Source organism: Williamsia sp. z71 (genome assembly GCF_059553375.1).
The window spans coordinates 677,669-691,250 of record NZ_JCANWX010000001.1 but is presented as its reverse complement, the minus strand read 5'-3'; the positions used below and the strand labels follow the sequence as shown (position 1 = coordinate 691,250).

Annotated in this window: 14 protein-coding genes; 5 read left to right on the top strand and 9 right to left on the bottom strand. The window is 64.8% G+C overall.

Going from position 1 to position 13,582, the window contains the following annotated elements; all coding sequences use genetic code 11:
* Positions 1-9 precede the first annotated feature (9 nt).
* The 7 genes from AC51GR_RS02975 to rplJ form a co-directional block, all read right to left on the bottom strand.
* Entirely contained in the window at positions 10-1,080 is a 1,071-nt protein-coding gene (locus tag AC51GR_RS02975; RefSeq protein ID WP_496323137.1) for an MCE family protein, read from the bottom strand.
* Positions 1,077-2,444 carry an MCE family protein gene (locus tag AC51GR_RS02970; protein WP_496323136.1) on the bottom strand — a complete coding sequence of 456 codons (1,368 nt, stop codon included), beginning with the start codon at positions 2,442-2,444 and terminating at the stop codon, positions 1,077-1,079. Before AC51GR_RS02970 ends, AC51GR_RS02975 begins: the two co-directional genes overlap by 4 nt.
* A gap of 4 nt (positions 2,445-2,448) precedes the next feature.
* Positions 2,449-3,318 (bottom strand): MlaE family ABC transporter permease, encoded by an 870-nt coding sequence (locus AC51GR_RS02965; RefSeq protein ID WP_496323345.1) that lies wholly within the window; start codon positions 3,316-3,318, stop codon positions 2,449-2,451.
* Positions 3,315-4,121, bottom strand: a complete 807-nt coding sequence (locus tag AC51GR_RS02960; protein ID WP_496323135.1) for an MlaE family ABC transporter permease — start codon at positions 4,119-4,121, stop codon at positions 3,315-3,317. The genes AC51GR_RS02965 and AC51GR_RS02960 overlap by 4 nt, the downstream gene beginning before the upstream one ends.
* Positions 4,122-5,288, bottom strand: a complete 1,167-nt coding sequence (locus AC51GR_RS02955) for an ABC transporter ATP-binding protein (protein ID WP_496323134.1) — start codon at positions 5,286-5,288, stop codon at positions 4,122-4,124.
* A gap of 321 nt (positions 5,289-5,609) precedes the next feature.
* Entirely contained in the window at positions 5,610-5,993 is a 384-nt protein-coding gene (rplL, locus tag AC51GR_RS02950; protein WP_496323344.1) for a 50S ribosomal protein L7/L12, read from the bottom strand.
* A 66-nt stretch (positions 5,994-6,059) separates the two neighbouring features.
* A complete protein-coding gene (rplJ, locus tag AC51GR_RS02945; RefSeq protein WP_496323133.1) occupies positions 6,060-6,599 on the bottom strand; it encodes a 50S ribosomal protein L10 in 540 nt (179 codons plus the stop codon).
* Between the two features lie 536 nt (positions 6,600-7,135).
* Here rplJ and AC51GR_RS02940 point away from each other — a divergent pair.
* Entirely contained in the window at positions 7,136-9,064 is a 1,929-nt protein-coding gene (locus AC51GR_RS02940) for a CocE/NonD family hydrolase (RefSeq protein WP_496323132.1), read from the top strand.
* A 157-nt stretch (positions 9,065-9,221) separates the two neighbouring features.
* Here the strand turns inward: AC51GR_RS02940 and AC51GR_RS02935 are convergent, their stop codons facing one another.
* Positions 9,222-9,737 carry a TIGR04338 family metallohydrolase gene (locus AC51GR_RS02935; protein ID WP_496323131.1) on the bottom strand — a complete coding sequence of 172 codons (516 nt, stop codon included), beginning with the start codon at positions 9,735-9,737 and terminating at the stop codon, positions 9,222-9,224.
* Positions 9,738-9,747: 10 nt separating this feature from the next.
* Entirely contained in the window at positions 9,748-10,569 is an 822-nt protein-coding gene (locus tag AC51GR_RS02930; protein WP_496323130.1) for a DUF2786 domain-containing protein, read from the bottom strand.
* Between the two features lie 132 nt (positions 10,570-10,701).
* Here AC51GR_RS02930 and AC51GR_RS02925 point away from each other — a divergent pair, with 132 nt between their 5' ends.
* From AC51GR_RS02925 to AC51GR_RS02910, 4 genes are all read left to right on the top strand, one after another.
* Positions 10,702-11,277 carry a TetR/AcrR family transcriptional regulator gene (locus AC51GR_RS02925; RefSeq protein WP_496323129.1) on the top strand — a complete coding sequence of 192 codons (576 nt, stop codon included), beginning with the start codon at positions 10,702-10,704 and terminating at the stop codon, positions 11,275-11,277.
* 12 nt (positions 11,278-11,289) lie between these two features.
* Positions 11,290-11,835 carry a dihydrofolate reductase family protein gene (locus AC51GR_RS02920; protein ID WP_496323128.1) on the top strand — a complete coding sequence of 182 codons (546 nt, stop codon included), beginning with the start codon at positions 11,290-11,292 and terminating at the stop codon, positions 11,833-11,835.
* Complete coding sequence (locus AC51GR_RS02915) at positions 11,832-12,446, top strand: flavin reductase family protein (RefSeq protein WP_496323127.1); 615 nt, start codon at positions 11,832-11,834, stop codon at positions 12,444-12,446. The genes AC51GR_RS02920 and AC51GR_RS02915 overlap by 4 nt, the downstream gene beginning before the upstream one ends.
* 105 nt (positions 12,447-12,551) lie before the next feature.
* Complete coding sequence (locus AC51GR_RS02910; protein ID WP_496323126.1) at positions 12,552-13,550, top strand: LLM class flavin-dependent oxidoreductase; 999 nt, start codon at positions 12,552-12,554, stop codon at positions 13,548-13,550.
* Positions 13,551-13,582: the final 32 nt, after the last annotated feature.

Below are 13,582 nucleotides of genomic sequence, written 5' to 3'. Positions count from 1 at the left end.
TCCCGATCGTCATCCCGGTGGATCCTGGTTCGCCCAGCAGCGCGTCGCCGCACTGGTGTAGAGCACATGGTTGATGTCCGGCAGCGGGATCAGGGGCTGGGTCAGCAGCACGCTCTGACCATTGCCCGCCGTCACGTCCAGGCCGCAGAGGTAGAACTGGAACCACGAGCCGAAGGTCGCGGCCCGGCCGATCTTCTGGAGCTTGGTGGGCAGGTTGGTCAGCGTCTGTTTGATCGCGTCCTGCTGCTCGACCACTGTGGTCCCGAGGTCGTTGAGCGCAGCGATCGAACCCTGGATGGCCGGCCGCGTGGGCTGCAGGATCGACGACGTCACCGCGGTCAGGTTGGACAGCGACGTGATCGCGGATCCGACCGAACCCTTCTGCGCGGCAAGTCCGGTCACGAACTTCTCGGTGTTGGTCAGCAGCGAGGTGAACTGGTCGTCATGCGCGTTGAGGTTCCCCAGGACCGCATTGAGGTTGTCGATCAGACTGCCGATCACCGCGTCCCGGTCGGCGATCGTGTTCGTCAGGCTGGCGGTGTCGCGGACCAGCTCCGAGATCGTGCCGCTCTCCCCCTGGAAAACCTGGATGATCGACGCCGACAGCTTGTTCACGTCATCGGCCGTCAGCTGCTGGAACAACGGTCGGAACCCGTTGAAGAGCTCGGTGAGGTTGATCGCCTCGACCGTGTTGGGCAACCCGATGGTGCTGCCGCCGCCGATGGTCCGACTCTGATCGCCCGGACCCTTCTCGAGGGACAGGTAGCGCTGGCCGGTCAGGTTCCGGAGCTTGATCACGACCTTGACCCCCGCCGGGAGCCGGTCGCGGTCGACCGAGAAACTGACTTTGGCCTGACTGCGATCGTGGATCTCGACGCCGCTCACCTGGCCGACGCGGACACCCGCGATCCGGACGTCGTCACCGGGCGCGACCTGGGTCGCGTCCTCGAAGATCGCCTTGAAGTCGGTGCCACCCCCGGCGCCGCCGTTGGCCACGGCGAACGCGAGCACCGAGGTCGCGAACACGGTGACCACCGCGAACACGATCAGCTTGATCAGCGGCCCCACTAAGCCCTTCATTTGATGCTCACCTGCGCTCCCTGCACGGTGGGCGCGGCGAGCAGGGTGATCCAGCCCGGGACCTCAGCAGGATCCTGGCCCGCCGAGGCCGCCACGATCGCCTGCATCTGCAGCTTGTTCCGCGGGTCGTTGTAGTTCGTGACCGGCTTTTCATCGGACGCAGCCTGCTCGGTCGCCGAGCCCTCCGGCATCGTCGAGTACTGCGCAGCCGGCATCTGCGGGATGTTGCGCGGCCCGGCATTGCGGGACGGCGGCTGGTACGAGCCGTCGTTCACCGACCCCGCCGGGTACTGCGGGAACGGCCTGCCGTTTGTCGCCGGCGGGTAGCAGATCGGACCACGCTCATCGAGCAGACGCGGCTCGTCCTGGTTCGGCAGATACCGGCCCCGCGGGTTCACGAACTGCAGGTTCACCCGGACCCCGGGGTTCTCGGTGCCCAGGCCGGTGATCACATCGGCCTCCGGCACGAGACCGGCGAAGTTCGCGAAGGTGCAACCGAACGCCGGCGACTGATCGGCCAGAGCCGTCAGCAGCGGTTCGGATTCGATCGCCAGGTCGACGAGGTCCTGACGGTTGGTCACCAGGAAGCCGGTGCCGTCGATGGCGACCCGGGTGACCGCGGCGATGGTGGTCCGCAGGTCAGCTTGCCTCTCGAACAGCGTGTTGGTTGTCGTACGCAGGTTGTCCAACGAATCCACCAGGTCGGGCAGAGCCTCTGAATAGGTCTGGGAGAAGCTCGCCAGACCACGCAGAGTGCCCTGCAGTTCGGGCATGTTCTGGTTGATCTCGGAGAAGATCGTGTTGAGTTCGGTCAGGCTCGTGCCCAACTTCTCGCCGTTGCCGGCCAAAGCCTTCGACAAGGTCGACAACGTCACGTTCAGGTCAGCGGGTGGGATCGCCTCGAGGACCGGCAGCAGTTCGTCGAACAGTTCTTGCAGTTCGACGGCGTTACCCGATTGGTCCTGTTCGATCGTCGACCCCTTGGACAGATGGTCGGCCTCCGAACCCTCCTGGCCCGGCGGGATCTGCAACGCCACGTACCGCTCGCCGAACAGCGTCTTGGGCAGGATGCGGGCGGTGGTGTCGGTCGGCAGCAGATCGACCTTGTCGGGTTGCAGCGCCAGTGTCACGACGACCGAACCGTCTTCGATGTCGGGTGCGACCTCACTGACCACACCGACGGTGAGACCGCGGACCTTCACATCGGCATTGGTCGGTAGCGCGTTGCCCGCCGAGGTGGTGCGGAGCTTCACCTCGACCGTGCTGGTGAACGACGTGTTGTATTGCATGATCGTCAGCGTCAAGAACAACGCGACAACCAGGAAGAACACCAGACCCAGGGCCCGGCGGCGTAGTGCCTGCATCTGGTCAGCCCCCCACTCGTACGGACGTAGTGGTGCCCCAGATGGCCAGGCCCAGGAAGAAGTCGAGGATCGCGATGATCACCAGGGCCGCACGCACCGCGTGCCCGACCGCCACGCCGACACCGGCGGGACCACCGGTGGCGTAGTAGCCGTAGTAGCAGTGCACGAGGATGATCACGAAGGCGAAGATCAGCACCTTGCCGAACGACCAGAGCACGTCTTCCGGCGGCAAGAACAGGTTGAAGTAGTGGTCGTAGGAACCGGACGACTGGCCGGTGAACTGCGTGGCTATCAGCCTCGATGCGAAGTAGGCCGAGAGCAGTCCGAGCACGTACAACGGGATGACGGCGACGAAGCCGGCCAGTACCCGCGTGGTCACGAGGAACGGGATCGACGGCACGGCCATCGTCTCGAGTGCGTCGATCTCCTCCGAGATCCGCATGGCACCGAGCTGCGCGGTGAAACCACAACCGACGGTCGCCGACAACGCCAGGCCCGCCACGAGCGGGGCGACCTCACGGGTGTTGGCATATGCGGCAAGGAATCCGGTCAGGGCCTGCGAACCGAGCTGGTCGAGAGCGTTGGCCCCCTGCAGTCCGACGACCACACCGGTGAAGCCGGACATCAGCACCATCACACCGATGGTGCCGCCGATGACGGCGAGTCCGCCCGATCCGAAAGCGACCTCGGCCAGCAGCCTCAGCAATTCCTTGGGGTAGCGGCGGATGGTGCGCGGCGACCACCCGATGGCGCGTCCGTAGAACGACATCTGGTCGCCCGCACCGTCGAGGACGCGCAACGGAATACGCGCGATCTTGCCCGCGCGATATCCGAGGTCTCCTCTGCCTTTGGCGATCGTCACCTGTTCTCCTATGAACCCTTGGCCGGAACGATCTGCAGGTAGACCGCAGTGATGATCAAGTTCGCGAAAAACAACAACAAGAAGGTGATGACGACACCCTGATTGACCGCATCACCCACACCCTTGGGACCGCCCTTGGGGTTCAGGCCCTTGTACGCCGCAACCACACCGGCGATCACACCGAACACCGCGGCCTTGATCTCGGCGACATAGATGTCCGGCAATTGAGCGAGCGCGCTGAACGATGCCAGGTAGGCACCAGGTGTTCCGTCCTGAACGATCACGTTGAAGAAATATCCGCCGCCGATACCGACCACCGAGACCAGGCCACAGAGCAGCACGGCCACCAGGATCATGGCCAGCACACGCGGGACGACAAGACGCTGGATCGGGTTGATACCGAGCACCTTCATCGCGTCGATCTCCTCCCGGATCGTCCGGGAACCGAGATCAGCGGTCACCGCCGATCCGGCGGCGCCTGCCACCAGCAGCGACGTCACCAGGGGTGCGCCCTGCTGGATCACCACCAGCACGCTGGCGGCACCGGTGAACGATTCGGCACCGAGCTGCCGGATCAGCGAACCGGTCTGCAACGACACGATCGCGCCGAACGGGATGGCGACAAGCGCGGTCGGCAGGATGGTCACACTTGCGATGAACCAGGCCTGCTGGATGAACTCGCGCCACTGAAATGGGCGCACGAATGTCTGGCGTGCGACATCGACGAACAGCTGAACAATGTTGCCGGTTTGGGCGAGCGCGCCCGTACCGGCCTTTGCAACCCGATCGACACCACGCGTGGTGGCACTTGTCATCTACAGAGCCTTGTCCCCTGGTCGGTATGGCGGGAACTGTTCGGTCTGAGCCTCGGAGTCGGCATATTGGGGCTGTGTCTGGTCATATCCCTGCGTCTGCTCGTAACCCTGGGTTTGTTCATAAGCGGGAGCGCCTGCCGGTGCCATCCGGTGCGCCGCCTGCCGCTGGTTTTCCTGGGCAGCATCTTCCTGCACAAAGCTCTCCTCGATCGCCTTCTGCGCCGCCGGCGGCAGGGTGTGCAGGATCTCGCGCACCCGGGCCTGACGTCGTCCGACGGCCTTGCGCTCAGGCAACCCGGGAGTGGCCTGTAGCTGCGGGACGATGCCGCGGACATCCTCGGCGGTACCACCGTCGGAGTGGCCGGCATCGACCATCTCCTGCTCGCGCTTCTGCTGCGCGTCGTCTTTCTCCTCGGACATCCCGATGGGTCCGATCCGACGTCCGTTGAGGAACTGGTCGACCACCGGCTCGTCCGAGGTCAGGAGCACCTCACGGGGGCCGAACATCACCAGTTCCTTGCGGAAGAGCATGCCGATGTTGTCGGGGACGGTCCGGGCGACCTGGATGTTGTGGGTCACGATCAGGATCGTGGCGTCGATCTGGGCGTTGATGTCGATGAGCAACTGCGAGAGGTAGGCCGTGCGGACCGGGTCCAGACCGGAGTCGGGCTCGTCGCACAGGATGATCTGGGGGTCCAGGACCAGGGCGCGGGCCAGGCCGGCGCGCTTGCGCATACCGCCGGAGATCTCACCGGGCAGCTTGTTCTCGGCACCGGTCAGACCGACCAACTCGATCTTGTCCATCACGTTCTGACGGATCTCGTCTTCCTTCCTCTTCGTGTGCTCACGAAGAGGGAATGCGATGTTGTCGAACAGGCTCATCGAACCGAACAGGGCACCGTCCTGGAACAGGACTCCGAACAGCTTGCGGATCTCGTAGAGCTCACGCGAGGAACATTTGGTGATGTCGGTGCCATCGACGATCACCGAGCCCTGCTCGGGATGCAGCAGGCCGATCAACGACTTGAGGAACACCGACTTGCCCGTACCCGACGGACCCAGCAGGACACTCACCTCGCCCTGAGGCAAGGTCAGCGAGACATCACGCCAAATATTCTGCGACCCGAAGGACTTCGTTAGCCCCTCGACACTGACCTCAACGCCCACTGAAATTCCCTCCAAATGAAGTCCGCCCCCGCTGCGGAACCTGTGGTTCGGCTCACTCTAACCCACCGGACGTCATGAATAAACGAGCTGTCCACGGTTTCGCGGACTCGGGCATACCGGAGTGCAGCCAGGGGCGACACCGCTGATCCAGAGTTGCTGCAGGTAGAAGAAAAATTCAGTTACCGACGGGTAACTTTCGCTCCCCGCGACCGGCCTCAAAAAAATTACTGAAGCGAAAGACAAAACGACCCGCAGCCGAAGCTGCGGGTCGTTGTGCGCTCTGAGTGGGCCCCGGTGAACCGGAGTCCTGTCAGATCAGAATTACTTGACGGACACCTTGGCGCCGGCCTCTTCGAGCTTGGCCTTGGCTGCCTCGGCAGCGTCCTTGTCGACCTTCTCGAGCAGTGCCTTGGGAGCAGACTCGACGAGATCCTTGGCTTCCTTCAGGCCCAGTCCGGAAACGATCTCGCGGACGACCTTGATGACCTGGATCTTCTTGTCGCCGGCCGACTCGAGCACGACGTCGAACTCGTCCTGCTCAGCAGCGGCTTCAGCGGCAGCCGGAGCGCCGGCAGCAGCAACGGCGACCGGAGCAGCAGCGGTGACCTCGAAGACCTCTTCGAACTTCTTCACGAAGTCGCTCAGTTCCAGCAGGGTCAGCTCTTTGAACTGCTCGATGAGTTCGTCAGCGGTGAGTTTTGCCATGGTGGCAATCCTTTCGATCTTTCCCATGGGCGCACGGTGATGCGACCCGGGGATGGTGGTGGGGTTTTATTCGGCCGCTTCTGCGGGTGCGCCCGCGGCTTGCTTTTCCTGCAGTGCGGCCGCAAGACGTGCGACCTGGGATGCGGGCTGAGTGAACAGACCCGCGGCCTTTGCCAAGTTGCCCTTCATGGCACCGGCGAGCTGTGCAAGGAGCACCTCACGGGTTTCGAGGTCGGCGATCTTGTTGACCTCTTCCACGGACAGCGCGCGGCCATCCATGAATCCACCCTTGATGATGAGAGCCTTGTTGTCCTTGGCGAAGTTCTTGATCGCCTTGGCCGCCACGACCGGCTCACCCTCGATGAAGGCGATAGCGGTGGGGCCAGTGAACAGCTCGTCCAGACCGGTCACGCCCGCATCAGCTGCGGCGCGCTTGACCAGGGTGTTCTTGGCGACGGAGTAGACGGCGCCTTCGCCGAGCGAACGACGCAGGTCAGAGATCTGCTTGACCGACAGGCCACGGTATTCCGTGACAACTGCTGCGGTGGCTCCCTTGAACTGCTCGGTGATCTCCGCAACTGCGGCGACCTTTTCGGTGTTTGCCATACTTCGCCTCCTCTCATGACGTGTCGGTTGGTACGTAGGAGCGCGATCCTCCCGAACGGGCCAAGTGCCCCACCAACGACAAACGCCCCGGCACAGGGCACGGGGCGTACACAAGCGAAGTGGCATGATGCCACTCGACGGCGATACCTCGTTCTCCCTGCGTGGGCCGCCGACGAAAGTCGGGCCTTAGGCCGATTCGCGACGAATCGCGTACCGGTGACCAACGGTCTCTGGTTGAACTGACGTCCGCAGGCATATGACCCACGAACACCAAGGGGCAACACTACCGGTAACCCCCACCCGGTCACAAATCGGCCACATCCGGATCAATATGTGAAGCCGGATTAACCCAGATGTCGCGACCGAACGTCCGCTCGGCTACATTGATGCAACCAGTCCAGTGTGAGCCCGGTCACGAATACTCCGGTAGCACTGGCCAGCAGCACGATGGAGTGTTGTCGCGACCCGAAACCCCCGGTCAGCACCAGGGTTTTCGGATTTCGCCGCATCCCTCCCGGCAGTGGAGAGGGAGCGCCATGGTCTACCAGTTGAGCCCGTACGAGTCCGCAGTGAGCCGCGGGGTCAGTCGGACAGCACCGACCCTTCCTCTCGGCGATCCGACCGGCGGCGCGAACGCTCGCTGGTGGCGCGAGCTGGTCGACGGCAAGCCCGAGTTCGCATCCCTGACCATCGACCGGTCCGTCGAGCTGGAGATGAGCGACGGGGTTCGGCTGCGGGCCACCCTGATCCGGCCGGTCGACGACGCCGGTGACGTCGTCACCACCGCGCTCCCCACGGTCGTCAGCATCAATCCGTACAACCGCGCGATCCTGGACTTCATCGACCAGGCCACCCATCGGCTGCCGTTACCACCGCTGTCCGGCGGGATCCTCGATGTCTTCGGCATCAACCGCAAGCTGGTGCAGAGCGGATATGTGCAGCTGGTGGTCGATGTCCGCGGCACCGGTTCGTCACATGGCCGTTGGCAGATCCTCGGCGAACGCGAACAGCAGGACTCGATCGAGGTCATCGATTGGGCCGCGGGCCAACAGTGGTGCGCCGGCAATGTCGGAATGGCCGGCTGGTCGTATTCGGCCATCAACTCCCTGCAGGCCGCGGGCAACGGATCGCCCCATCTCAAGGCCGTCTTCGCGGTGGAGGGTTGCGAAGACATCGTTCGCGACATCTACATCACCGGCGGTGCGCCATCTGCATTCATCCCGATCTGGCTCGCCGGGGTGAACCTGCTCAAGTGGCTCCCCAACCCGTCGACCGCACTCGGCGATGTGCTGGGCACCAATGGGCTCAGCTGGCTCAAGGACCGCCTCGCCTCCCCCGCCACCGAGATCGGCTCTCTGGCACGAGGGTTCCTCACCGGCACCGATCCCCGGATCTACGACGACCCCTATTTCGACGAACGCGATCCCAACATCGACCAGATCACCGCACCGACGTTCGTCTTCGGCGGTTGGCACGACTTGTTCGGGCGTAGCGCGACCAGGATCTACAACCAGCTCAACCTGCCTCCCGGCCAGAAACAGCTGGTCATGGCCGACGGCTATCACATCGATGCCGGCCTCGGATTCGGTGGACGGGTCTCACCGCCGCGGGTCGACGTCCTCGAGCGGGCCTGGTTCGACCGCTGGCTCAAGGGCATCGACAACGGCGTCGACGAGTACGGGCCGGTGACGCTGCAACAGCAGGGCGGTTCATGGACGTCAGGAAAGTCGTTCCCGCGCACCGACTCCCGCGTGCAGCGCCTCTACCTGTCGGCAGCCCCCTCCGATACCGCGAAGCACAGCGTCCACGATGGCACCCTGGGCACCACTGTCAACACGGAGTCGGCGGCACTGGGCATCCGCCCCGATGTCCGTGGGTTGGTGTCGCGGGACATGACCCAGGTGACCGCGGGCGCGACGCGGGTGCTGGGCAAATGGTTCACCACCGACGCCCGGTTCCAGGAACGTGGCGCGCTGTCGTTCACCACGGCCCCGGTATCGGACTCCGTTCAGATCTCCGGCTCGGTGAACCTGCACCTGCGGACCACCTGCGCCGGAACCGATGCGTTGTGGGCGGTCACTCTCAATGACGTTGCCCCGGACGGCACTTCGACGGTTCTGTCCAACGGCTCGCTGACCTCGTCGAATCGTTCGCTCGATCCGGAGTTGTGTGAGTACGCCGAGGACGGGTCACTGCTACTGGCCCACCATCCGCTGACCTTCAAGCGCAAGCTCAAGGTGCAGCCGCACCTGCCGATGGACCTCGACATAGACCTGGTCGCAACCGATGCCATCCTCGAGCCCGGACACCGGCTGCGGGTCGACGTGTACGCCGCCAGCCTGCCCCGGTTCCTGGCGGTCCTGCCCGACCTGCTCAAAGCCGGTTTCCGGACCCAGAAGATCGTCCTCGACCCGTTCCATCAGAGCTACCTCACCTTCCAGGCGGTCGGCTCCCCCGCCTGGTGATCCCCCCGCTGAGCGTGCCGAAATCCCCGCCGAGCGTGCCGAAATCACCGCCGAGCGTGCCGAAGTTGCTCGGGCACAAGCAGTTTAGGCACGGTCAATGGCGGTTTCGGCACGGTCGACGGCTGGTTGGGCACGATCAACGCGGCGTGATGATCCCTCAGCCCACGCGGATCCCGCTGTCGCCGAATGTGACCCGGTAGACCAGTGCCGCCTCCGGTCCCAACACCAGACCGACGAGGTCGATCAGGGTTTCGGCAAAACGCGGGCCGTGCTTGTCGATTGCCGACCCCGGACTCAGATGGTGGGCCAGCTCGTGCAGCACCACCAACTCCCGCATCGCCCAACGGCCTTGCGTCGCCACCGGAACCGCGATCACGCCGGCGCCACCACCGGGGTCGTATTCGTAGTGCGCCTGATGCTGCCCACGACGGGTCCGCACGCTGACCGGGATCCGCGCCCGCGCGAATCGGGCGACAACGCTGTCCATCGTCAACACCCGCTCGGCATAGTCGCGGACCGAGTCCACCGAACCGAACTTCGCCTCCGGAGGCAGGGTGACCGTGGTCCCGGCGATGGTCAGAACGTTGCCGCCACCCGCCGCCCGTTCGAAGACGTTGTGAACCAGCCGTTCCGCCGCGTACAGCGCCGACCGCTGGCTGTCGCGTTCGGTCAACGGGGCACGCTCATGCCTCGAGTGCCCCGCGAGTGCCACCGAGCGCGATGCCGTCACCCAGCCGGGCGCGGCGCCCGGCCCGGTCGCCGGCCCGACGCGCGCCCTCCGAATATCCGGCCGACGCACTGTGTGACTGCCAGGTTCCCCGGGCCGTCGAGACCTCCCGATGGAAGTCCCGGACCTCGATCTCCTTGTTGCGCAGCACCAGTGCGGTTCCGGTGTCGGTGTTGCCCCCGTCGGCGGCAACCGCCTGCTCCCTGGCCTCGTCGCGAGCCGCAGCGAGCCGCTTGCCGATCCGTTCGGCGAACGCCGACTGAAAGTTCAGTCGGGCCGTGATCGGTGACAGTGGTTTTTCCTCGACAACCCGCCGCGCGTACCTCCCCCGGCGCTCGGTGACCACCCGGGCGAATGTCTCCCCCTTGTAGTCCCCCGACTTCAGATACCCGTCGCTGGCTGCGACCATCTGCACCACGAGCGAGCTGTACAGCGCCTCACACGAGTCGATGTCGCCAGGAAATCCGTAGGCGTAGACAAAGGTCGAGTTACTCGCGACGTCACACGTGATGTCGTTGGCCCGGGCGATCGCGACGAACAGCTGCACGTAGGTGCGCAGACCGCGTTTGCCGGCTTCGCCGATCGCGATGTTCCGTTGCTCGGGAGCCACCCGCCGGTTTCCGTTGCCATGCGCTCGGGCCACGGCGAGATCGATGGATGCCGCGGTGGCCAGCCGCTGGGCGGCCTGCATGAAGGCCTGCGCCTCGTGTTCGTTGTCCGTGCCCTCGGCTTGACGCAGCAGACCGGCGATCTTGGTCAGAAGTTTTTTGTCCTGCACCCGTCCAACCATAGGTGCCGGACCCGACTGCTCGGCCCCGGCGGCGCCCGACTGTGGACCAAACCTCGGGGTGGGGACAACGGTCGCGGCATACCCTGGTCCGAATTAGGAAATGGTGATTTACTAATCCTTGTGGCCCGGCCTCGCGTGAACTCCGACTCCGCTCTTCTCGACGCCGCCGCGGTGGTGCTCGCCCGGACCGGTTCAGCCGGTTTCACCCTCGAACTCGCCGGTCAGGAGGCCGGCGTCTCGGCAGCGACCCTGGTCAAGCGGTTCGGCTCGAAACGTGGATTGTTGATCGCCTCATCCCAGCGCTGGATCGATTCCATCGACATCGAGCCGGCTACGCTACCCGGCGAAACGCCACTGGCAACGCTCTACCGACTGTCGGTGCGGCCCTATATCGACCACTCCCGCCCGGACGACGCCGCGAATCATGTGTCGTCACTGGCCGCCGACCTCGGCGATCCGGAACTGACCCGACTGCTCGCGCTCGGCTGGCAGCGCAAACGCTCACAGCTCGGACTCCTGATCAGCAGGGCCGTCGACGCGGGCGACCTCCCCGGCGCGCCCGCTCCCGCCGTCGCCGCTCGGACACTGTTCGCACTTCTGGAAGGCAGCTTTCTGGCCTGGACAGTCGACCCGAGCGGATCACTCCGGTCGATCCTCGATACCGAGTTCGGCAACTTGACGTCCACCTGGACATGAAAGGGACCCCACATGAGAGACATCACCGGTGCAGTGTTCATCGCCACCAGCGTCGACGGCTACATCGCCCGTCAGGACGGTGGCATCGACTGGCTGACCAGACGCGACGACGACATGAGTGAGACCGGCTACGCCGAGTTCGCCGCATCCGTCGACGCAATCGCCATGGGCCGCAACACGTACGAGGTCGGCCTGACGTTCGAACAGTGGCCCTACGAGGGCATGCGTGTCCTGGTCGTCAGCTCACAACTCGACCCCGGCGCCGACCACCGCGTCACCGTGCACCGCAGCATCGACGAGCTACTGGAGACGGCACAGGACGAGGCCCTACGGCACCTGTATGTCGACGGCGGCCGCCTGATCACCGGATTTCTGAGCCGCAACCTCATCACCGAACTCACCATCACAACGGTGCCCGTCATCCTCGGCTCGGGACTTCCCCTGTTCGGTTACATCGGCGAGGACATCCTCCTCGAACACATGCGCACCGCCACGCTGAGCAAAGGTCTGGTGCAGTCCGTCTACCGGGTGATCCCGGATGACATGCTGGAGCGGTGAACCAAGACGTCGAGCCGAACTCCGAGCGAACACTCTTCGACCAGACCAACACCTCGGCCGGCGGGTTCTACCGACTGCTCACCTCGTCGATCGTGCCGCGTCCGATCGCCTGGGTGTCCTCGTGTAGCGCCGCCGGCGTACACAATCTGGCGCCGTTCAGCTTCTTCACGGTCAGTTCGACGGATCCGCCGATCGTGCAGTTCACCACGGTCGGTGGTTTCAAACACAGTTCCGACAACGTCAGGGCGACCGGCGAGTTCGTGATCAACGTCGCGACCGAACCGATGCTCGACCACGTCAACGCCACCTCGGCCGGTTTCGCCGAGGACGTCAACGAGTTCGAGGCCGTCGGTGTGGCGTCCGAACCCGCCGCGGTGGTCGACTGCCTGCGGGTCAGGGACAGCCCGGTGTCCATCGAATGTGTTCTGCATCAGATCATCGAGGTGGGCAACTCGCAGGTCGTGATGGGACGGGTGGTCGCGGTCAGTGTCGCCGCCGACGTAGCAGCCGCGGACGGACATCCCGACTTCACCAAACTCGCCCCGGTGGCCCGTCTCGGACGCACCGAATGGGCGTTGCCCGGTGAAGTGGTGGTCCGCGATCGGCCGTGAGTACGCGAGGCGGGAAGGGACCAGGTCCCATATGCGTTGACATACATATAACTCATGGCGCTGTGCCGCGCCGTGAGAAGTACCCGACGTGAAGAAGGCCCCCGTATGTCAGTGACGTTGTCCGTGCTCGATCTCGCCCCCATCGCCCCGGGTCAGAGTGCTCGCGAAACCTTCGCAGGCAGTGTGCAACTCGCCCGCGCCGCGGAGCAGCACGGTTACAAGCGTGTTTGGTATGCCGAGCACCACAACATGGCGACGATTGCGTCGTCGGCAACCAGTGTTCTGATCGCCCATATCGCCGCTCACACCGAGACCATCCGCCTCGGCGCCGGCGGCATCATGCTGCCGAATCACGCCCCCCTGACCATCGCCGAACAGTTCGGGACGTTGGAGACGCTTCATCCCGGCCGGATCGATCTGGGCCTGGGCCGGGCGCCCGGCAGCGATCAGGCCACCATGCGTGCCCTGCGCCGTGACAACAGCTCCGCCGACCGCTTCCCCCAGGATGTGCTCGAGCTGCAGGGCTTCCTGGGTGACGAGTCGCGTATTCCCGGGATCACCGCGGTCCCCGGTGCCGGAACCCACGTGCCGCTGTACATCCTCGGGTCATCGCTGTTCGGTGCCCAGCTCGCGGCGCATCTCGGTCTGCCGTACGCGTTCGCCTCGCACTTCTCCCCCGATGCCCTGCACCAGGCGGTGACCCTGTACCGCCGCGACTTCAAGCCGTCGGAACAGCTGTCCGAGCCCTACGTCATCGCCGGGGTGAACATCGTCGCCGCCGACGATCCCGACGTCGCGGCGGCGGACTTCGAGGCGTTGCGACGCATCCGGGTTCGTGGCCTGATCTCCCGGGGACCATCGACCCCGCAGTACAGCGACGAAGAGATCGACGCCTTCCTGACCACCCGCGAAGGCCACGGAATCGCCTCGATGATGAAGTACACCGGGGTCGGCACCGGCGACGACGCTCGTCGCTACCTCGAGAACTTCGCCGAGACCGCACAGGCCGACGAACTGATGGTCTGCCATCAGTCGGTCAGCATCGAAGGACGGTTGCGCTCACTCGAACTGACTGCCGACGCGATGAAGGCCGCGCAGGTCTGACCCGCCGGACATGACAAAGGCCGGGACCCCCG

Bases quoted from the DNA above. Each gene is read 5' to 3' on its own strand.
- AC51GR_RS02975 (WP_496323137.1), bottom strand. From the start codon at position 1,080: ATGAAGGGCTTAGTGGGGCCGCTGATCAAGCTGATCGTGTTCGCGGTG.
- AC51GR_RS02970 (WP_496323136.1), bottom strand. From the start codon at position 2,444: ATGCAGGCACTACGCCGCCGGGCCCTGGGTCTGGTGTTCTTCCTGGTT.
- AC51GR_RS02960 (WP_496323135.1), bottom strand. From the start codon at position 4,121: ATGACAAGTGCCACCACGCGTGGTGTCGATCGGGTTGCAAAGGCCGGT.
- rplL (WP_496323344.1), bottom strand. From the start codon at position 5,993: ATGGCAAAACTCACCGCTGACGAACTCATCGAGCAGTTCAAAGAGCTG.
- rplJ (WP_496323133.1), bottom strand. From the start codon at position 6,599: ATGGCAAACACCGAAAAGGTCGCCGCAGTTGCGGAGATCACCGAGCAG.
- AC51GR_RS02940 (WP_496323132.1), top strand. From the start codon at position 7,136: ATGGTCTACCAGTTGAGCCCGTACGAGTCCGCAGTGAGCCGCGGGGTC.
- AC51GR_RS02920 (WP_496323128.1), top strand. From the start codon at position 11,290: ATGAGAGACATCACCGGTGCAGTGTTCATCGCCACCAGCGTCGACGGC.
- AC51GR_RS02910 (WP_496323126.1), top strand. From the start codon at position 12,552: ATGTCAGTGACGTTGTCCGTGCTCGATCTCGCCCCCATCGCCCCGGGT.